This window comes from Flavobacterium erigeronis (assembly GCF_054075165.1).
On the sequence record NZ_JBSKGP010000001.1, the window covers coordinates 659,044 to 680,134 of the forward strand.

Annotated in this window: 16 protein-coding genes and 1 tRNA gene; 3 read left to right on the forward strand and 14 right to left on the reverse strand. The window is 35.4% G+C overall.

What is annotated here, in order from left to right; genetic code table 11:
• Positions 1–199: 199 nt before the first annotated feature.
• Together ACWA1F_RS02775 and ACWA1F_RS02780 are read left to right on the forward strand one after the other, a co-directional pair.
• The gene (locus ACWA1F_RS02775) at positions 200–1,123 is read left to right on the forward strand and encodes a PfkB family carbohydrate kinase (protein ID WP_456891407.1); all 924 of its coding nucleotides are present in this window, start codon (positions 200–202) and stop codon (positions 1,121–1,123) included.
• Positions 1,124–1,203: 80 nt separating this feature from the next.
• Positions 1,204–3,102 carry an amidophosphoribosyltransferase gene (locus tag ACWA1F_RS02780; protein WP_456891408.1) on the forward strand — a complete coding sequence of 633 codons (1,899 nt, stop codon included), beginning with the start codon at positions 1,204–1,206 and terminating at the stop codon, positions 3,100–3,102.
• An 853-nt stretch (positions 3,103–3,955) separates the two neighbouring features.
• Here the strand turns inward: ACWA1F_RS02780 and ACWA1F_RS02785 are convergent.
• The 4 genes from ACWA1F_RS02785 to ACWA1F_RS02800 all read right to left on the reverse strand — a co-directional run bounded on the left by ACWA1F_RS02785 (position 3,956) and on the right by ACWA1F_RS02800 (position 7,582).
• Complete coding sequence (locus ACWA1F_RS02785; protein WP_095930681.1) at positions 3,956–4,567, reverse strand: superoxide dismutase; 612 nt, start codon at positions 4,565–4,567, stop codon at positions 3,956–3,958.
• Between the two features lie 139 nt (positions 4,568–4,706).
• Positions 4,707–5,333: an aminoacyl-tRNA hydrolase gene (gene pth / locus ACWA1F_RS02790; protein ID WP_456891410.1), complete on the reverse strand. Its 627-nt coding sequence runs from the start codon at positions 5,331–5,333 to the stop codon at positions 4,707–4,709.
• 622 nt (positions 5,334–5,955) lie between these two features.
• Positions 5,956–6,567: a 50S ribosomal protein L25/general stress protein Ctc gene (locus tag ACWA1F_RS02795; RefSeq protein ID WP_306154212.1), complete on the reverse strand. Its 612-nt coding sequence runs from the start codon at positions 6,565–6,567 to the stop codon at positions 5,956–5,958.
• A 73-nt stretch (positions 6,568–6,640) separates the two neighbouring features.
• Positions 6,641–7,582, reverse strand: a complete 942-nt coding sequence (locus tag ACWA1F_RS02800; protein ID WP_111378835.1) for a ribose-phosphate pyrophosphokinase — start codon at positions 7,580–7,582, stop codon at positions 6,641–6,643.
• A gap of 286 nt (positions 7,583–7,868) precedes the next feature.
• On the opposite strand from ACWA1F_RS02800, the gene ACWA1F_RS02805 reads away from it, so the two are divergent.
• Positions 7,869–7,948: transfer RNA gene (locus tag ACWA1F_RS02805), tRNA-Leu, on the forward strand.
• A 113-nt stretch (positions 7,949–8,061) separates the two neighbouring features.
• Here the strand turns inward: ACWA1F_RS02805 and ACWA1F_RS02810 are convergent.
• The 10 genes from ACWA1F_RS02810 to ACWA1F_RS02855 form a co-directional block, all read right to left on the reverse strand.
• Positions 8,062–8,532, reverse strand: a complete 471-nt coding sequence (locus ACWA1F_RS02810; RefSeq protein WP_456891412.1) for an OsmC family protein — start codon at positions 8,530–8,532, stop codon at positions 8,062–8,064.
• Between the two features lie 200 nt (positions 8,533–8,732).
• Positions 8,733–9,605, reverse strand: a complete 873-nt coding sequence (locus tag ACWA1F_RS02815; protein ID WP_456891414.1) for an alpha/beta fold hydrolase — start codon at positions 9,603–9,605, stop codon at positions 8,733–8,735.
• Positions 9,606–9,764: 159 nt separating this feature from the next.
• Positions 9,765–10,952 carry an aldose epimerase family protein gene (locus ACWA1F_RS02820; protein ID WP_456891416.1) on the reverse strand — a complete coding sequence of 396 codons (1,188 nt, stop codon included), beginning with the start codon at positions 10,950–10,952 and terminating at the stop codon, positions 9,765–9,767.
• A 105-nt stretch (positions 10,953–11,057) separates the two neighbouring features.
• The gene (araA, locus tag ACWA1F_RS02825; protein ID WP_456891418.1) at positions 11,058–12,566 is read right to left on the reverse strand and encodes an L-arabinose isomerase; all 1,509 of its coding nucleotides are present in this window, start codon (positions 12,564–12,566) and stop codon (positions 11,058–11,060) included.
• A gap of 179 nt (positions 12,567–12,745) precedes the next feature.
• On the reverse strand, positions 12,746–13,447 hold the full coding sequence (locus ACWA1F_RS02830; RefSeq protein ID WP_134148412.1) for an L-ribulose-5-phosphate 4-epimerase: 702 nt from the start codon (positions 13,445–13,447) through the stop codon (positions 12,746–12,748).
• The gene (locus ACWA1F_RS02835; RefSeq protein WP_456891420.1) at positions 13,431–15,122 is read right to left on the reverse strand and encodes a ribulokinase; all 1,692 of its coding nucleotides are present in this window, start codon (positions 15,120–15,122) and stop codon (positions 13,431–13,433) included. Before ACWA1F_RS02835 ends, ACWA1F_RS02830 begins: the two co-directional genes overlap by 17 nt.
• A 231-nt stretch (positions 15,123–15,353) precedes the next feature.
• The gene (locus tag ACWA1F_RS02840; protein ID WP_456891422.1) at positions 15,354–16,469 is read right to left on the reverse strand and encodes a glycoside hydrolase family 43 protein; all 1,116 of its coding nucleotides are present in this window, start codon (positions 16,467–16,469) and stop codon (positions 15,354–15,356) included.
• A gap of 40 nt (positions 16,470–16,509) precedes the next feature.
• Positions 16,510–18,492, reverse strand: coding sequence for a glycoside hydrolase family 127 protein (locus ACWA1F_RS02845; protein ID WP_456891424.1), 1,983 nt, complete (start codon positions 18,490–18,492; stop codon positions 16,510–16,512).
• Between the two features lie 233 nt (positions 18,493–18,725).
• Complete coding sequence (locus ACWA1F_RS02850) at positions 18,726–19,706, reverse strand: arabinan endo-1,5-alpha-L-arabinosidase (RefSeq protein WP_456891426.1); 981 nt, start codon at positions 19,704–19,706, stop codon at positions 18,726–18,728.
• Positions 19,707–19,975: 269 nt separating this feature from the next.
• The gene (locus tag ACWA1F_RS02855) at positions 19,976–20,917 is read right to left on the reverse strand and encodes a glycoside hydrolase family 43 protein (RefSeq protein ID WP_456891816.1); all 942 of its coding nucleotides are present in this window, start codon (positions 20,915–20,917) and stop codon (positions 19,976–19,978) included.
• Positions 20,918–21,091: the final 174 nt, after the last annotated feature.

Sequence of the window (21,091 nt, forward strand, 5' to 3'; positions counted from 1 at the left end):
GCATTTCTTTTCGAAAAATTTGCATTTTAAATCCTAAAAACATATTTTAAGCATTCCAAAAAATCAATTTTAACCAATTCATTTACAAGCTTTTTACTTCGAAATCGTTGTCATTATTTTAAGAAAATTTTGAGAACCTAAACCATTGCAAGATTGTAACTTATAGAGTATCTTTGCACCCTAATTCGAAATTCATAAAATGAATAAACTATTGATTGTTGGAACAGTTGCTTTCGACGCGATTGAAACTCCTTTCGGAAAAACAGATAAAATATTAGGTGGTGCTGCAACCTACATCGGATTATCAGCGTCATTTTTTAACTTACAATCGGCCATTGTTTCTGTAGTTGGCGACGATTTCCCTCAAGAACATTTAGATCTTTTAACTTCAAAAAATATTGATATCTCTGGTATCGAAATTGTAAAAGGAGGAAAAACCTTTTTCTGGAGCGGTTTATACCACAACGATTTAAATTCTAGAGATACTTTAGTTACTGAATTGAACGTTTTAGCTGATTTTCAGCCGAAAGTTCCTCAAAACTACAAAGATGCTGACGTGGTAATGTTAGGAAACTTACACCCATTAGTACAAAGCAGCGTTTTAGATCAATTGGAGAAAAAACCAAAATTAGTTGTTTTAGATACAATGAACTTTTGGATGGACTGCGCTCTTCCAGAATTATTAGACGTTATTAAACGTGTAGATGTTATTACAATCAATGACGAAGAAGCAAGACAACTTTCTGGTGAATATTCATTAGTAAAAGCGGCTGCGAAAATCCAAGATATGGGACCTAAATATGTGGTGATCAAAAAAGGAGAACACGGAGCACTTTTATTCCATAATAGAGAAGTATTCTTTGCACCAGCTTTACCATTAGAAGATGTTTTTGATCCAACTGGAGCAGGAGACACTTTTGCAGGTGGTTTCTCTGGGTTTATTGCGCAAAGCGAAAACATTTCGTTTAGCAATATGAAAAACGCAATTATTTACGGTTCAAATCTAGCTTCGTTCTGCGTTGAGAAATTTGGAACCGAAAGGATGGAAACATTAAGCAAAGCAGAAGTAGCGATTCGATTACAGCAATTTAAGTCGTTAACTCAGTTTGACATAGAAATATAATGCCTAAGAGCCTCGATAAAACGGGGCTTTTTTATTACGTTAATACACACAACTTACAACAACACACAAAAAACAAAACAATGAGCGACGCTTTAAAACACGAATGTGGGATAGCCTTAGTTAGACTACTTAAACCGCTTGAATATTATAAAGAAAAATACGGAACTGCTTTTTACGGAATCCAGAAAATGTATTTAATGATGGAAAAACAGCACAACCGCGGACAAGACGGAGCTGGTTTTGCAAGCATTAAATTTGACGTTGATCCAGGACAGCGCTACATTAGCCGAGTTCGTTCTAATCATGCACAGCCAATTCAGGACGTTTTTAAACAAATTAACGAACGCATTAGCGAAGAATTGAAAGAGCATCCAGAATTGGGTGACAATATGAAAGAACTAAAAGCAAATATTCCTTATGTTGGAGAATTGTTTTTAGGTCACGTTCGTTACGGAACTTTTGGAAAAAACAGCATCGAAAGTGTTCACCCATTTTTACGTCAAAGTAACTGGATGCACCGTAACTTGATTTTGGCAGGAAACTTTAATATGACGAATGTTAAGGAACTTTTCGAAAATCTAGTTGAATTAGGGCAGCATCCAAAAGAAATGGCTGATACTGTTACTGTAATGGAAAAAATTGGTCACTTCTTAGACAAAGAAGTAATGCAATTGTACCAAGACTGTAAAGCTGAAGGTTATTCTAAAAGAGATGCTTCTCCAGTAATTGCAGAGCGTTTGGATATTGCTAAAATTTTAGCTCGTTCTGCTAAAAATTTAGATGGAGGTTATGCTATGGCTGGATTATTAGGCCACGGCGATGCTTTTGTTTTTAGAGATCCAGCAGGAATTCGCCCAGCGTACTTTTATCAAGATGACGAAGTGGTTGTAGTAGCTTCTGAAAGACCAGTTATTCAAACTGTATTTAACGTTCCTTTTGAAAGTGTTCAGGAGATTGATCCAGGACATGCTTTGATTATCAAGAAAAATGGTAAAGTGAGCATGAACCAGATCTTGGAGCCTACTGTTAAAAAAGCTTGTTCATTCGAAAGAATTTATTTCTCAAGAGGAAGTGACGCTGAAATTTATCAAGAACGTAAAGATTTAGGTAAATTAATTTTACCAGCCGTTCTTAAAGCAATTGACAGCGATACAGATAACACTGTTTTCTCTTATATCCCAAACACAGCTGAAACTTCATTTTATGGCTTAGTAGAAGCTGCTCAGGATTTCTTAAACCAGAGAAAAAACAATTATATTCTAGAAAATAGAAATACATTAACTGCAGAAACGCTTCAGGAGCTTTTATCTGTAAAGATACGTACAGAGAAAGTAGCCATTAAAGATGCTAAGCTTAGAACTTTTATTACTGAAGATAGCAGCCGTGACGATTTAGTAGCTCACGTGTACGATGTTACGTATGGTGTAATTAAGCCAGAAGACAACTTGGTAATTATTGATGACAGTATTGTTCGTGGTACTACATTAAAAATGAGCATCATCAAAATGATGGATCGTTTGAAACCAAAACGTATCGTAATTGTTTCTTCTGCACCGCAAATTCGTTACCCTGACTGTTATGGGATCGATATGGCTAAACTAGAAGGGCTGGTTGCTTTTAGAGCAGCGCTTGCTTTATTAAAAGAAAGAAACCTATACCATATTGTAGACGAGGTTTATGCTAAATGTAAAGCACAAGAAAATTTCCTTGATAAGGATGTTGTGAATTATGTAACTGCAATTTACGATCAGTTTACAGATGAAGAGATATCTGATAAAATTGCAGAAATGTTAAGCTCACCAGAAATCAATGCTGAAGTAAAAATCATCTTCCAAACTGTAGATGATTTACATAAAGCATGTCCTAAAAATTTAGGCGACTGGTATTTTACTGGAGACTACCCAACTCCTGGTGGAAATAGAGTTGTAAATCGTGCATTTATGAATTTTTACGAAGGAAAAGACGCTAGAGCTTATTAATAAAATACTAACAAAAGGTTAAATTGTGCATTTCATCGGTTTTTTTTGCCGTTCATCCTATTTCTTTGGTGAAATTGAAAAGCTATGATACTTTTGGAATACCATAACATTAGTAGGTTAAGTTTATGGTAGATTTGGGGCAAAAAGGGTGGTAGAAATACCACCTTTTTTATTGGAATAAACTCAAATAATTTATAAACAGCAGATTATATCTCTTAATCGGATTTACTTACCTTTCATCTAAAAATTTTTCTTCATAAAAATAACTGCCATACATTTACTATACCATAACATTAGTAGGTTAGTTTATGGTAGATTTGGGGCAAAAAAGGCGGAGTAATATCCGCCTTTTTTATTTTTACAGTATAAATAATTGAAAAACAATTAGTTATATGATTTTTATCGAGTATAATTGCCTTTCATCTAAAAAATTTTCATTATAAAAATGTCTGCCATACATTTACTGAACCATAACATTAGTAGGTTAGTTTATGGTAGATTTGGGGCAAAAAAGGCGGAGTAACATCCGCCTTTTTTATTGCAATAAATCTATAAATTTTCCAAAATAGCCCATATAGGTTTTTAATCGGATATTGTTGCCTTTCATCTATAAAGTTTCATTCAAAAATATATCTGAACTACCTTTACAAGACCATAACATTAGTAGGTTAAGTTTATGGTAGATTTGGGGCAAAAAAGGTGGAAGTGATTCCACCTTTTTTATTTTATTTTTTTTGAGAGAATAGATAAAAGAAAATAGAGCAAAGACTTAAACTTAAAACTTATAAATAAAAAAAAAAAGACGAACAGCTTTCGCCATTCGTCTTTCTTCTATTTTCTAGATTCTATTTTCTTATTTATCTAAAGCAAATCTTCTAGCAACTTCTGTCCAGTTAATTACACTGAAGAAAGCTTCAATATAGTCTGGTCTTCTGTTTTGGTAGTTTAAGTAGTAAGCGTGCTCCCAAACGTCCATTCCTAAGATTGGAGTTCCACCGTTACCAGCAACTTCTGGCATTAATGGATTGTCTTGATTTGGAGTACCTACAACTTCTAATTTTCCACCTTTCTGCACTGTTAACCAAGCCCATCCTGAACCGAATTGTGTAGCTCCAGCTTTAGCAAATTTAGCTTTAAATTCTTCGAATGATCCGAAAGAAGCTTCAATTGCAGCTAATAAATCACCTGTTGGCAATCCTCCTCCGTTTGGAGACATAACTGTCCAAAACAAATTGTGGTTGTAGAAACCTCCACCGTTGTTACGAACTGCTGCGTTAGATTTATCTAAGTTGATTAAGATGTTTTCGATTGTTTTTCCTTCTAAATCTGTTCCAGCGATCGCTGCGTTAAGATTTGTAGTGTATGCATTGTGGTGCTTTGTATGATGGATTTCCATTGTACGTGCATCAATATGTGGTTCTAATGCATCGTATGCATAAGGTAATTGTGGTAATTCAAAAGCCATGGTAAAATGATTTTTATGGTTTATAATAATTTATTCCAAATTTAAACATTTAACTTTGGAATTGAAAATACTATTTCGTTATAATTGAATTTAATTAACTGATAATTTACATTTTTATCACATAAACATCTGAAAATCTTTATTTTCCATTAAAAGTCGTCATTGTATTTTCTAAACCTGCAGTTCCAAAAGTTCTAATTATCTCTGCAGAAATTTCGAAGCGTTCTGGTAGTTTTGCTTCCTCCTCAGCAGTCCATTCTCCTAAAACATAATCTACTTGCTGGCCTTTTTTAAACTGGTCGCTAATACCAAATCTATAACGGGTATAGTTTTGGGTATTTAAAACCAAATTGATATTTTTCAATCCGTTATGTCCGCCATCGCTTCCTTTTGGTTTGATTCTGATGGTTCCAAAAGAAAGATTTAAATCGTCTGTAATAACCAATATATTTTCCAGCGGAATATTTTCTTTGTCCATCCAGTATTTTACCGCTTTTCCACTTAAGTTCATGTACGTATTAGGCTTTAAAAGAAAAAAAGTTCTTCCTTTAAATTTATATTCTGCCAATGAACCTAGTTTTACGGTTTCAAACGAAAGACCTTCTTTTTTTGCTAAGAAATCAAGTATTTTAAATCCGATGTTATGCCTGGTGTTTACGTATTCGGCTCCTATATTTCCTAATCCGACGATTAAATATTTCTTCATATTATCTATGTTCTCTTCTTTTGGTGTTGATGAAAACAGTTTTGTTATCCATTTTATCATTTAGCAAAAATAGGGTTAATTGGGGAATTAGGAAATGTGTTAATTAGATAATTTGTCAATTAGATAATGCTGTGTTTTTTTTTAACCGCGAAGTTCGCGAAGGATTTACGCAAAGAACGCGAAGAATTGTCCTGTATTCTTTTCTCATTTTTGTCAGGCTGAGCGGAGCCGAAGCCTCAGCTCAAAGCTTAACAATCTAACATGAAATACTTTGCGCGGCTTCGGCTCCGCTCAGCCTGACAAAAGATTGAAACAAGATTTTTTTTCAAACCTCATTCCAACTTATAAAAACGATATTTCTCGCTAGCCCTGACAGGAGCGGTATCCTTTTTCTGGTCTCGTTTTTTTTGACGAGACCAGGAAAAGATTTAGCGGATGGCAGGAATGTTACTTCTGATGAAAACGGAGGTTTCTGCTTCTAAAAAATAATTAGATAATTAGGGTAATGTGGCAATTAGATAATTTGGAGTACGTGAATTACTGTGTGGGGCTTCTCCCGAAACTTCGGGACGCTCAGTCAGGTAAATAGATATTAGAAGCTCAGTAGCTTAGAAACTTAGAAGCTTAAAAAAAAAAAGCCCCAATCGTAAGATTGAGGCTTTTTGTATAGTTTGAAAAAAAATTATTTTTTCTTTCCTTTTGCAGGAGCTTTTGCAGCTTTTGCAGCTTCTTGAGCAGCTTTCATAGCAGCACGAGAAATTCTTACTTGAGCAACAACTGTGTTGTCTGGGTGCATAATTTTGTACTCTGGTTTTCCAACTTTAGTAACGTATAATTTGTTACCCATTTCAAGTGGAGTAATGTCAGCCTCAACAAAATCAGGAAGATTTGCTGGAATAGCTTTAACTTTCAATTTACGTTGGTTCAAACGTAAAACACCTCCCGCAAGAACACCTTTAGATGTACCAACGATTTTCACAGGAACTTCCATAGTGATTTCTTTGTCATCAAATAATTGGAAGAAGTCAATGTGTAAAATTTTGTCAGATACTGGGTGAACTTGGATATCTTGCAAAATTGCATTGAACGATTTTCCTTTTCCAAGTTCGATCACAACTGTGTGAGCGTTTGGAGTGTAAACCAAGTTTTTGAATGCAGTAACGTCTGCTGAGAAATGTACTGCTTGGTTTCCTCCGTATAAAACGCAAGGTACCTGTCCAGCATTACGTAAGGCTTTAGTTGACACTTTGCCCACGCTTTCTCTTTCTGATCCTTTAATTGTAATCGATTTCATTGTAAAAAAATATAGTTATTAAATAAATATTCTAATTCTTATTGTAGTGAGATTGCTTCGTTCTTCGCAATGACTACATTATAAATTTTCCACTGATGGAATTGTTGTGGTGAACCATTTGCATTACCTCAGCAAATAGAGGCGCGCAGCTTACCACTTTTATTTTCTTTGACTCTTTCTTTAACGGAATAGAATCTGTTACGATTAATTCTGTTAGTTTAGAGTTTTCAATTTTCTCGTACGCACCGCCAGATAAAATAGCGTGTGTACAAATTGCTCTTACACTTAGTGCTCCTTTTTCGATCATTAGGTCGGCAGCTTTCGCTAAAGTTCCTCCTGTATCGATCATGTCGTCTACTAAGATTACGTTACGTCCTTTTACTTCACCAATTAGCTCCATAGTGTCGATAACGTTGGCTGCTTTTCTTTGTTTGTAACAGATTACTACATCTGATTCTAAAAACTTAGAGTAAGCATATGCTCTTTTTGAACCTCCCATATCTGGAGATGCAATTGTCAAATTTTCTAAATTTAAACTTTCTACGTATGGTAAAAAGATTGTAGATGCAAATAAATGATCTACTGGTTTTTCAAAGAATCCTTGAATCTGGTCTGCATGCAAATCCATTGTCATGATTCTTGTTGCTCCTGCAGCTGTTAATAGGTTTGCTACTAACTTTGCTCCAATCGGAACTCTTGGTTTGTCTTTTCTATCTTGTCTTGCCCAACCAAAATAAGGCATAACCGCTGTAATATGTCTTGCTGATGCTCGTTTTGCCGCATCAATCATTAACAACAATTCCATCAGATTATCTGCACTTGGAAAAGTTGAACATACGATGAATACTCGCAATCCTCTTATTGACTCTTCGTAAGATGGCTGAAATTCTCCATCACTATACGTTGACATCGTTACTTTTCCTAACGGAATCCCGTAGTCTTTTGCAATTTTTTCTGCAAGATAAACACTTTGTGAACAAGCAAAAATTTTAGCTTCTGGTTCTAGGTGCGACATTATATGTGTTGTTTTATTCCGTTACATTTAATAAAATTTTACTTTATCATTTCTGCAAAGCTCGATACGCTTAAATGTCTCGGATGTAGTTAGTTGTGTGTGCTTCGTTTTAACGAGCTGCAAATTTATAAAATTAATCGAACACTGAAAGTAAAATTTTGAGATTTTTTATTAGAATTTTTAATTTTATTTTTTACATTTGCACCGTGTTAAAGGAATGGGCACAGAAATGAACTCATTCTATTGCGTTAAAATAATCACTTTAGATTGTTTTTTCGTCTGCTAAGCCCGGATGGCGGAATTGGTAGACGCGCTGGTCTCAAACACCTGTGGGAAACCGTGCCGGTTCGACTCCGGCTCCGGGTACAAAACCTCTTCTTAACGGAAGAGGTTTTTTTGTTTTATTTCTAACCATATAAGTTATATAAGAAATTATAAAACTTAGTGTGCTTTAAATGAACTTATATCTCTTATATGGTTCAAACAACCTCACAACTCGCATTATGCAAAACTGGAAAATTGCAAGAATTAGCAATAAAACACAATTGATTTGCTTTTGTATGAAGCTCTAAAGCCAGTTCTATCTTATCTAAATTCGCAATTATAACTTTCGGATTTAACCAAACTTCCACAAAACGACCGCTTCCGTCTGGATTTACTTCTAAAACTCCTTCGGCATTGTCTGAATATTCCAGAACTTCTATTCCGTTTTGGGAACAGACATATAAATAAGACATCATGTGGCAGGAAACCAGACTGCTTAACAGCAAATCCTCGGGATTGTATAATTCTGGATCGCCTTTGAATGCTTTTGCTGCTGAAACGTCTAAAACTGGTTTTCCTTCAATTTTTATTTGATGGGTTTTACTGTAGAATCTTTTTGATGATTCTGTTTCATTTTTCTTGGAAGTCCAGTTTAATTGGGTTTTGAATAAATGTTTGAATGCCATAACTGCTTTTTTTCGCCACGAATTCACGAATTTATGCAAATTGAAATGCATGCAAAAATCTAATTTCACAAATTTCAATTTCACAACTTGGAATTTTTTAGAAAAAATTCGTGAATTCGTGGCTATTAAAACTAAAAAACCTCGAAAGCAATTACTTTAGAGGTTTTAGAAATTAGAATAAATTAACAAATTCCAAAAAATTATTTTCCCCATTTAGTCCAGTCAGAATCTGGTCTTTTAAATGGTTCTGATAAAAATTTATTCACTATTGCATTAAAAAGTTCCGGATTTGAAGCCGGTGCAAAATGCGTTTCTCCAGGCATAATGCATAACTGTGCTTTAGGTATGTTTTCGAATATTTCAATCGTATGCTCGTTTCTAATTATATCTCTGTCTCCTGCTATTACAAGAACTTTTGCCTTTATTTTTGATAAGTCTTTTGCTGGAATATTTGGTTGGTTTAGCAAAAGCCCCGCAAGTTGTTTTCCTAAATCCCAATTTTCACTGGTGTCTTTCGCTTTAATCTTCGACTCAAGCATCTCTCTCGTTTTCGAAACATCATTAATCGCCCAAGAATTAACACCGTTAGGTCTCAAATTGGCACCCATTGCCACCATTTTCTTTATTTTGGTTTTTCCTGAAATTCCCATTTGCAAAGCAACAATTCCGCCATCACTCCATCCAACAATACTAATCGAATCTAATTTTAAATGATTTACTAATCCTTCCCAATCTTTTGTAATTTGAGTATAAGTTAAAGAATCTGTTTTCAACTCCGATTTACCTTGACCTCTGTTATCGGCGATAATAACTCTATATTTTGTTTTAAAATAATCAATCTGATTTCCCATCGATTCAATACTACCGTTATTTCCATGAATCAGCAATAATGGCTCTCCTTTTCCATATTCTTCGTAATAGATTTTAGCACCATTAAGTACAACAAATTTTCCAACGGTTTCATTTTTACCGTATGGAGTATCAAATTTGAAATTCATTTCAACCTGAGCATTTGTTGTTTCAAATACTGAAAAAATTAACAATAACAATAGTAGTTTAATCGGTTTTTTCATAAATAAAAAGTTTTTTTTAGGATAGTTATTTTCCAAATATAAGAAAGAACATACAAATTGATATTCTTTTTTACTTTAATTTTCAACTATAAAAAAACCTCGAAAGCAAATCACTTTCGAGGTTTTAGAATTACTAAACTAATTAACAGATTTTAAAAATTACTTCTTTACAGAGAATTTAAAAGTCGTTTTCGTTTTATAATTTTCTCCCGGGTTCAAAACCGTTGTTGGGAAGTTTTTCTGGTTTGGAGAATCTGGATAATGTTCTGTTTCTAAACATAATCCTGTTCTGTGTGCAAAAGTTCCTCCTTTTGGCATCGGTAAAGTTCCGTCAAGGAAATTTCCAGAGTAAAACTGAATTCCAGGTTCGTCTGTTGTCATTTCCATAACTCTTCCGCTGGCTGCGTGGTATACTTTTGCAATGATGGTTTTTCCTTTTTCATGATTGTTCAACACCCAGCAGTGATCGTAACCTTTTCCTCTTTCTAACTGCTCGTTTTTAGCATTGATATCTTTTCCAATTAATTTTGGAGTTCTGAAATCGAAAGGCGTATTTGCAACATCTTCTAATTTTCCTGTCGGAATTAAAGTTGCGTCAACTGGAACTAATTTATCTGCATTTAAAGTCAGTTCGTGATCTAAGATTGTTTTTGTAAAATCTCCAGATAAATTGAAATATGAGTGCTGTGTCAAGTTCACAACCGTTTTCTTGTCTGTTGTCGCTTCATATAAAACTTCTAACTGATTATCATTTGTCAATGTATAAGTCACAAAAACTTGTAAATTTCCAGGATAACCTTCTTCCATATCTTTACTTAAATACGAAAGTTTTAAAACAGCAGAATCGCCAGATTTTACCTCATCTGCTTTCCAAACTACATTAAAAAATCCTTGTGGACCACCGTGTAAAGCATTTGGAGCGTTATTAATTGCTAGCTGATATTCTTTTCCGTCAAGCGAAAATTTTCCTTTCGCAATTCTGTTTCCGTATCTTCCGATTAAAGCTCCAAAAAACGGATTCTCTTTTTCGTATTGTGCCAAAGAATTAAAACCGATTACTACATTTTCTGAAACACCTTCTTTATTTGGCACTTTCAAATCTGTAATTCTTCCTCCAAAAGTGATGATATCAACTTCCATCCCATTTTGGTTTTTCAGCTTATAACTTTCCACTTTTTCGCCTTTAGCAGTTGTTCCGTATTCCGATTTTTCAATCGTAACCGAAGCTTTTGCATCAGCAGTTTCTGTTTTCTCTGTATCAGCTTTTTTATCGCCTTTACACTCAACTAATACTATCGCCGTACTCAAAAGAGTCAAAATGAAAACACTACGTTTTAATACATTCATAAATGATATTTTTTAATTTTTGTAAAAAGTAAAATATTAGATGTTAAAAGCTAAAAGTAATAAAAAACTTAGAAACTCAGAAGCTTAGAACCTTAGCGGCTTAGATTACAGTCCATGTTGAAACAAATGGAAATACGCTTCGTTTGCATTGATTTTATCTTTGAAATCTCTTACTGTAGTTCTTTCATCAATAACTAATAGTTCGATTCCTGCGATGTCTGCAAAATCTTCCATATATTCAGTTGTCAACGACTGGCTGTAAACGGTATGGTGCGCTCCTCCTGCAAGAATCCAAGCTGTTGCAGCGATTTCAAGGTTTGGTTTACAATCCCAAAGAACACGTGCAACTGGTAATTTTGGTAATTCTGCCATTGGTTTTACCGCTGTAACTTCGTTCACAATCAAGCGGAAACGAGTTCCCATATCCACCAAAGAAACATTGATTGCGTCTCCCGCAGGTGAATTAAACACCAAACGAGCAGGATCTTCTTTTCCTCCAATTCCTAACGGATGCACTTCACAAGAAGGTTTTCCATCAGCAATTGATGGACAGATTTCCAACATGTGAGATCCTAAAACGTATGATTTTTGTGGTGTGAAATGGTACGTGTAATCTTCCATGAAAGAAGTTCCGCCTTCTAAACCAATGTTCATTACTTTTAAAGCTCTTACCATTGCAGCCGTTTTCCAGTCTCCTTCTCCACCAAAACCATAACCATCGGCCATCAATCTTTGTGTTGCGATTCCTGGCAATTGTTTCCAAACTCCAAGGTTTTCAAATGTATCTGTAAAGGCTCCGAATCCTCCTTCTTCAAGGAAAGCTCTTAAACCTAATTCTATTTTTGCTGCTTCTACTAATGAACTTCTTTGTGCTCCGCCTTCTTTTAAAGAATCCGTTAATGTATAAGAAGACTCATAAACTGCCAATAAATCTGCCAATTGAGCGTCTGTAACTTTCTCAATATGTTTCGTAACGTCTGAAGAATCATATCCATTTACTGACATTCCAAAACGAATTTGTGCTTCAACTTTATCGCCTTCTGTAACGGCAACTTCACGCATATTGTCTCCAATACGGGCAACTTTTAAGTTCTGCAATTCGTCCCATCCTAAAACCACTCTTGACCAGATTCCTAATTGTTTTTGAACTCTTTGGTCTTCCCAGTGTCCCACAACCACTTTACGTTTTTTACGCAATCTTGACATGATAAAACCAAATTCACGATCTCCGTGAGCCGATTGATTCAGGTTCATGAAATCCATATCGATGCTTCCCCACGGAATTTCAGCGTTGTATTGGGTATGTAAATGACATAATGGTTTTTTAAGTATATTCAATCCGCCAATCCACATTTTTGCAGGTGAAAAAGTGTGCATCCAAGCGATAATTCCAATACAATTTTTAGCTGAATTTGCAGCCAAACAAACATCTAAAATCTGCGAAGGAGATTTCACCACATCTTTATAAACCACTTTTACCGGAATTGAAGACGAAGCGTCTAATCCTTTTGCGATTATCTGTGAATGTTCTGCTACTTTTCTAAGTGTTTCTTCACCATATAATTCCTGGCTTCCTACTACAAACCATACTTCTTTTTGAGAGATATCAATCATGTCTTTATTTGTTTATTTTGTTTCAAGTTTCAGGTTTCAGGTTTCAAGTTCATTGGAAACCTGATAACTAGAATTGTTATTTTTATTGTTTTGTTTTTGTTCATTTCACATTTTACGTTTTACATTTCACGCTCCAACAACTTGAAACTTGAAACTAAAAAAAACCTGAAACAAAACTCTTATTGTCCGTAATACGAGTCTTTTCCGTGTTTACGATTGTAATGTTTCTTTATTAATGAATCTTTTAATCTTGGTGCGTTTGGGTTGATTTGTAAAGTCAGATACGCCATTTCTGCTACCACTTCTAAAACTTTACTATTATAAACCGCTTTTGCTGCATTTTTTCCCCAGGCAAACGGACCGTGATTTCCGATTAAAACCATTTCTACTTCTTCGTACGAAAGATTTTTTTCTTTGAAACAATCCAAAATCTGAATTCCAGTATTGTGTTCGTAGTTTCCTTCAATTAAATGATCTGCCATTGGCGGTGCGCACGGAATATCTGCTGTTAAGTGATCGGCATGCGTGGTTCCGAAAATCGGAATATCTTGTTGTGATTGCGCCCAAGCAACAGAATACGTTGCGTGTGTATGTGCAACACCTCCGATATTTGGCCAATTTTTGTATAAATAGGCATGTGTTTTTGTGTCTGAAGACGGACGCATTGTTCCTTCAATAACATTATTATCAAAATCGACAATTACGATATCTTCAGGTTTTAAATCTTCGTACGGAACACCACTTGGCTTAATGGCAAAAACACCATTTTTTCTGTCCACAGCGCTCACATTTCCGAAAGTATAAACTACAAGATTCAATGCGTTTAACTGCATATTTGCCTCGTAGCATTCTTGTTTTAAATCTTTATAAAGAGAACTCATTTTGAGAAATTTTAATAGTTGGATCAGCGAAAGCACTTAATTGTTCGTAAGCTAAAAGCAGTTTATGATATGCTTCTACTTTATCTGTTTGAGGAAAATATTCTCCGTCAAAATCACTTCCGATTTTTTGGCTTGCTTCGATTACGTTTGGATAAATTCCTGCTGCGACCGCTGCGTATATTGCCGCACCTAAAGCTGGAGTTTGGTCTGAAGCTGCAATTTTAATTGGCTTATTTAAAACGTTAGCCAAAGTCTGCATTATAAAAGGAGATTTACGGGCAACACCGCCAATTCCGATAACGCTGTCGATTTTTACACCTTCTTCTTCAAAACGGTCTACAATTTTCTTCGCTCCAAAACAGATAGCGTTTACTAAAGCTTTGAAAATATGTGGCGCTTTTGTTCCTAATGATAAATTAGAAATTGCACTTTTTACTTTCTGATTGGCATCTGGAGTTCTACGTCCGTTGATCCAGTCTAAAGCAATTGGAAGACTTTCTGAAACTGGAATTTTCTCTGCTTCTTTAGTTAGTTCTACAATCAATTTATCGCTGAATTCTTCTCTTAATTGTTCTTTTTGAGCGTCATTTAAAACAGAAGATGAACCTAATAAATGTTCTGTCGGCCACATCAATAATTCTTTGTACCAAGCCAATAAATCTCCAAAAGCAGATTGTCCTGCTTCTAAACCAATAAAACCTGGAATTACAGATCCGTCCACTTGTCCGCAGATTCCGCGTACGGTTTTTGTTCCAACCTCATCATAAGAACCAACCAGAATATCACAAGTTGAAGTTCCCATAACGCGAACTAAAGTATTCTCTTCGATTTTAGCTCCAACCGCTCCAGAATGCGCGTCAAAAGTTCCAACTGCGATAATAGTTTCTGTTGAAAGTCCTAAACGATCTGCCCACTCTTTGCTTAGTTTTCCAGCTGATAAATCTGAAGTATACGTTTCATCGTATAAATTGCCACGTAATTGTGCTAAATACGGATGTAATTTTTCTAAGAATTCAACTGGCGGAAGTCCGTTCCAGTCGGTGTGCCACATGGCTTTGTGTCCCGCTGCGCAACGGCTTCTTTTGAAGGTTTTTAAATCTTTATCTTCAATTAACAAATAGGTCATTAAATCGCAGTGTTCCATCCAAGTGTGCGCTGCATTTCTAACCTCTTCGTCCTGTCTTGCAATGTGAAGGATTTTTGCCCAAAACCATTCAGAAGAATAAATTCCGCCTACATATTTTGTAACGTCTTCTCCGCCCCAGCTTACAGCCAGTTCGTTGATTTCGTTTGCTTCATTGATTGATGTGTGATCTTTCCATAAAACCATCATCGCATTTGGGTTTTCTTCAAAACCTTTTGTCAATGCCAATGGCGTTCCGTCTTTGGTAACTGGAACTGGAGAAGATCCCGTTGTATCAATACAAATTCCTTTTACTAACGAAGGATCAACTTTACTTTCTTTAATAACGGTTTGAATCGTGATTTCCAATCCTTCAATATGATCCAAAGGATGCTGGCGAAACTGATTTATAGAAGCGTCACAATATTGTTTGTTTTTCCATCTTTTATAATGAGAAACATTTGATGCCAACTCCTGTCCATTTTCTGCGTCAATAAGCACCGCTCGAACAGAATCTGTTCCGTAGTCCAATCCTATTACGTAATTTTTCATTTCTAAATTTAATTGGTTAAATAATTGACAAATATAAAGATTATAATTTTATAAGTGTACAAAAAACACTTAATATGATTTTGCTGTTTAATTTTTATAAAAAATGCATCAAAACAAGGCTTTAAGCTTAAAACCAAAGATAAATGTCAACATTACATTTATTCTTTTGCGATTATTTCATCTTAATCTTCAAAACAATTAGAAAACAAGTTGGAAATCGTACTAAAATTTTTAATTAAATTCAAATATTGGCGTACCGTTTTTATCAAATTTTAATTTCATCATTCTCGCATGACGATTAGGATCGTATAACGGATCTGCGATAATTTCTTTCAACGATCTTTTATCTGTCGCAGGTACCACTTTTGGATCACCAACTGCTTTTTCATAATCCCTTGCATGATAAATTACTAATGGTTCTCCGTTTTCATCTACTGTGAAGGAGTTATGTCCAGGTCCGTAAATGTGTTTTGCTTCATTGGTTTTTAATACGGGATATCTGGATTTTTTCCAAGAATTTCTATCTAATAAATCAGCATTTTCATCTGCTTCCATCATTCCCATACTATAACAAGAACCCGTAGCACTTGCCGAAAAAGTAATGTAAATTTTGCCATTGTGTTTAAGAAATGCAGGCCCTTCATTTACCCAAAAACCGATGCGTTCCCAATCATAATCTGGAGTCGTTAGCATGAATTGAACTGTTTTTAGTTTTATGGGTGATTCCATTTCGGCTAAATACAAATTAGAAGCAGCGAACTGCCCGCCTGTTTTTTCTGCCCAACAGAAATAGCGTTTATTTTTATGCTCAAATACAGTCCCGTCTAGAGAAAAATCGGTAAAGCTTTTTGGATCTGCGTCGGCTGCCTGCATTTGCCCAAGCTCAATCCACTTGTCATGCAAAGGATCCTGACCTGTACACTGCAAAACATAAGGTCTTAATCTCCAAATATCGTCTTCTTGGCTTGCCGCAAAATACATGTACCATTTTCCATCTAAATAATGAATTTCTGGAGCCCAAACATGACGGCTCATTGGTCCGCTTTTGTGTTTTTCCCATACTCTAAAAGTTTCCGCATTTTGAAGTTCATCAATAGACTTTGCGCGTCTTAACTCTATAGCGTCATAAGTTGGTACCGATCCTGTGAAATAGTAATAACCATCTGTATGCTTGTAGATAAAAGGATCTGCTCTTTGCAACACAATAGGTTTATTAGTTAAAGTTGTTTTTGTAGCCGTCACCTCTTCTTTAGACAGCTCTTTTTCTGCTTTTTTATCTTTACAAGAAGAGATACTTACAAAAACAACGGCTGAAAGTGCCAGATTTTTCAATAGGTTTATTTGCATGTTATATTGGTTTGTTGAATTAAATTTATTTGTGCGGAATTCAGTTTTTAAAATCAATCCAGACTTTCATTTTATTTACGCCTCTGTTTGACCAAGAATAGTATGGAATTGCTTTGAATTTATTGGTTTCAATTACATTCACTCCGTTCAATAAATTGGCTTCTTTTTTAACTTTGAAAGTATCGTTGGCGCTGATATTTATTTTATCGAAATTGCTTCTGTTGTCTACTTCTTCAACCGCATAAACAATTGGTCCGTATTCTAAAGACACTTTATTTTTGTTGGTTTCTACTTTCGAATTCGTTTCTACTTCCTGAACTTCCATTGGGAAATTAAGCGCAATTTTGTCTCCTTTTTTCCAGTTTCTCGTTACGTTGAAATAGCCATTTTCAGGTTGGATTGTCAAAGTTTCTCCGTTTACAGAAATCGTTGGTTTTTGAGTCGAAGCTTTTTTATACGTATATAAATCGCCTGGTAAAACTTCATTTCGTGCCCAACCCGGAACTCTAAGTTTAATCGTGAATTTGCTTTCTTTTTTTGGGTTAACCGAAATGCCAACTTTTCCATTCCACGGATACGAAGTCTGCTGTGAAATCTGTAAATCGGTTTTTCCTAAAGTGAAAGAAGCGTCGTTTGAAGCATATAAATTCACATATAAATCATTCTTTGTTTTAGAGTAAATCAATCCCGGAATTGACGGAATAAAGCGAATCAAATTCGTTGGACAACAAGAACAGTCAAACCAAGCCTGACGCGTGCACGAACCTCTATTTGACTTATAAACGCCGTCAGATTCTAAAGCATTTGGATAGAAAAATTGTTTTCCGTCAAGCGAAATACCCGAAATTAATCCGTTGTACATGGTTCTTTCGATCACATCAAAATATTGTGCCTTTCCGTATAAACTGTGTAGTCTGTGGTTCCAATATACATCGCCGATTGCGGCGCAGGTTTCGTTGTAAGCGGTTAAATTTGGTAATTCATAATTTACACCAAAAGCTTCTCCGTCGTGTCTTGAACCGATTCCGCCTGTGATGTACATTTTTTTGTTCACCATGTTTTCCCATAAATTATTTACGGCATTTTCATAGCTTTTATCTTTGGTTAAAGCCACAATATCGGTCATTCCTGCGTACATATAAACCGCTCTTACGGCATGCCCAACCACTTCATTTTGCTCAATTACAGGCATATGATCTTGTGCATATTCGCCATATAATTTATGATCTTTCGGATTGCCGCGATTGTCTAAGTAGTATTTTGCCAGTTTTAAATAATCTTCTTTACCCGTAATCTGATACAATTTCAACAAACCCGTTTCGACAATTTGATGTCCTGGAACACCTCTTATCTGATCTGGTTTTTCTCCAAATGTTTTCACTAATAAATCGGCATTTTTGATGGCGATGTCCAAGAAATTTCTTTTTCCTGTTGCTTCATAATGTACAATAGTTGCTTCGATTAAATGTCCTGCATTGTAGCATTCATGGCTAATTTGTAAAGATTCCCAACGTTTTCCTTCAATCACCGGAACCCAAGTTGCAGGCGGTTTTGCTGGATTTATAGTTCTCCATGTTGTTAAATACCCATCTTTTTCCTGACCGATTTTTACAATAGCAATTAAGGAATCTAAAACTTTTTCCAATTTAGGATTTGGTGCCGAAATCAATGTATTTGATGCGCCTTCGATAATCTTGTAAACGTCGGTATCATCAAAAGGCATTTCTCCTCGAACGGTTCCTGTTTTTTGTTTTCCAGCAATTAAAAAATTCTCAAAACGGCCTTCTTCATTACATTTCTGAATGGCATATTCTATCGTAACTTCCTGCACTCTTTTGATAATAGGAAGCCAAAATGAATCTGTCAATTTTACATTTTGAATGTTGACTGGTTCAATTTCGTAACCTGCTTTTAAGGCTGAAGTTTTACTCGATTGTACGGCATTGTTTTTGGTTTCTTTACAGGAAGCTAAAACCAGAAGCGAGATGAAAATCGTTAAAATTGGTAAGTTGTATTTCTTCATTGTATTGTTTTATACTGACTTATTCGATGTAATTATTTTTTTAAACACATAGAATCATAGTTTTTCTTTGTCTTTAGAAGGCATTTCATTTGTCTAAATTCACATAGTTATGTGTTTAAATTTTGTTTCCCGCAGTCCCGATAGCTATCGGGAGCAGATTAAGCAGATTTATTTTAATCTTTTTAATCTTTTTAATCTTTTTAATCTTGAAAATCTGTGGCTAATAATTTTATTTATTTTAGAACAGGCCATAAATCGGCGTCCCATTGCATTTCTTTGACTACTAATTTTGGCGTTCCGTTGGATTTCTTTTCGTAAGCGTGGTAAAACATATAATCTTTTCCATCGAAAGTATAAGCACTATTATGGCCTACGCCGAAGTAATTTTCGTCGCCTTGAACGACTAAACTTCCTCCGCCTTGGTCGAGCTGTTTTCCTTCTTTATCTAAATAAGGCCCTGTTACATTTTTTGATCTTCCGACAACGACTTTATAAGTGCTTTTTTCTCCGCGACAGCATAAATCCCAAGAAAGGAATTGATAGTAATAACCGTTTTTCTTAAAGATAAATGGAGCTTCAAGCGCGCCATCACCAGGATCTGAATCGGCTAATTCGAAACTTCTTTTACGTTTTGAAATCGTATGCCATTCTTGCGGTTCAGCAATCGATTTTAAATCAGAATTTAATTTGACCAATTTCAATCCTTCCCAAAAAGAACCAAAAGAAAGCCAAGGTGTGTTGTTTTCATCAAAAACCAAATTCGGATCAATGGCATTCCACATATCACGGTTTGGATGTGACTGAATGACAATTCCCTGATCGATCCATTTGTAGTTTTTATCTTTTGGATTTAATGTTGTATTGGTAGCCACGCCAATTGCCGACGTATTTTTCGCGAAAGCGGAAACCGAATAATACAGATAATATTGATTATTGTGGAATGAAATATCTGGTGCCCAAATGTGGTTTTTAAAATCGGCTGCAACGCCATCTGCCCAAACTGGTTTTTCTTTGAAAACCTGTTGTTCTTTGTTCCATTTTTTTAAATCTTTCGAACTAAAAACACTGATTCCGTTGCCTGTACAAAACAGATAATAAGTGTCATTTTGTTTGATGACGACCGGATCGTGAACGACAATATCCTGCGCAAACGAAGATGAAGTTATCAGCAACATTAGAGTTGTAATTGTCTGTTTTATGTTTTTGTAAACCATATAAGTGATGTAAGTTTTTGAGCTCTCCTGCAAGGTTTTCAAAACCTTGTAGGTCTTTATTATACATGAATTCTCATTTTTGTCATCCTGACGAAGGAAGGATCTCCGTTAGTAGCTCGACAAAGATTGACGATTCTCTAAATGGAGTTACTTGCTGAGATTCCTCGTTCCTCGGAATGACAAGATTGTGGTTACTTTTCTAATTAAGAACATTTAAGTTTTAAAAACAGAATTTAAAATGGCCTTCGACTCCACGCAGGCTGACAACCTTACTGAATTCCCTCAGATGTCATCACGACACGTTTCATCGTTCCGTCTTTGTTGTAAAATAATTTATCGACGCAGACTGACCTTCTAAAACTTCCTCCATGTGGTTGCGATGCTCCGTTGTGATAAATGAAATAAGATTGCCCTTTAAAATCAATTATCGATTGATGGTTCGTATTGCAGTTTCCAGCTAATTCGTTTAGAATTCCTTTAAACTCCCAAGGTCCAGTAATTGATTTGCTCATCGCGTAGGCAATTTTCTCTGGAAATTCATAGGCGTACGACAGATAATACCAGCTCTTATGTTTGTGAATCCACGGTGCTTCGGTGAAATTGGGCAGTTTGATGTGATGAATTTCTCCGTCTATTTCCGTCATATTTTCTTTTAATTTGGCATAATGGCAAGCAGTATTTCCCCAAAATAAATAAGCTTGTCCATCATCATCGATATAAACCGTAGGATCGATGTCATCCCAACTTATATCGCTAAATTTGGTCATATCGTTGGTGATTAATGCTTTTCCTAACGCATCTTTAAAAGGTCCAAGCGGATTGTCTGCAACCGCAACTCCAATCGATTTTCCTGGAACTGTGCCATGTTCAACTGTTACATACCAATAGAATTTTCCATTTCTTTCTATTACCTGCGAAGCCCAAGCATCACTTTTCGCCCATTTAAAATCGGTTACTTTTAAAGGCACTGGATGCGATTCCCATTTTTTCATATCCGAAGAAGAATACACCAGCCATTCATTCATTTTATAAAAATTAAAATCGTTTGGTGCTTCGTCATGACCAGCATACAAATACACTTTGTCTTTATAAACCAATGCCGCTGGATCGCCGGTGTATTTATCGGTGATAACGGGATTGTTTGTTTTTACCGATTGCGCAGTGGCTATCGATAAGAACAAAATGGACAGGCTTGTAAATAGGTTTTTCATCATTGCTTTTATTTTTTTTTCGCCACGAATTCTCGAATTTTACCAAATTATAATTCGGGAAATTTGCGGTTATTTTTATTACACAAATTTTTAGTCATTTTAATTCGTGAATTCGTGGCTTATTTTTTTGTTTCACGCAGATTTTACAGATTAGAGCAGATTTATTTGATTTTT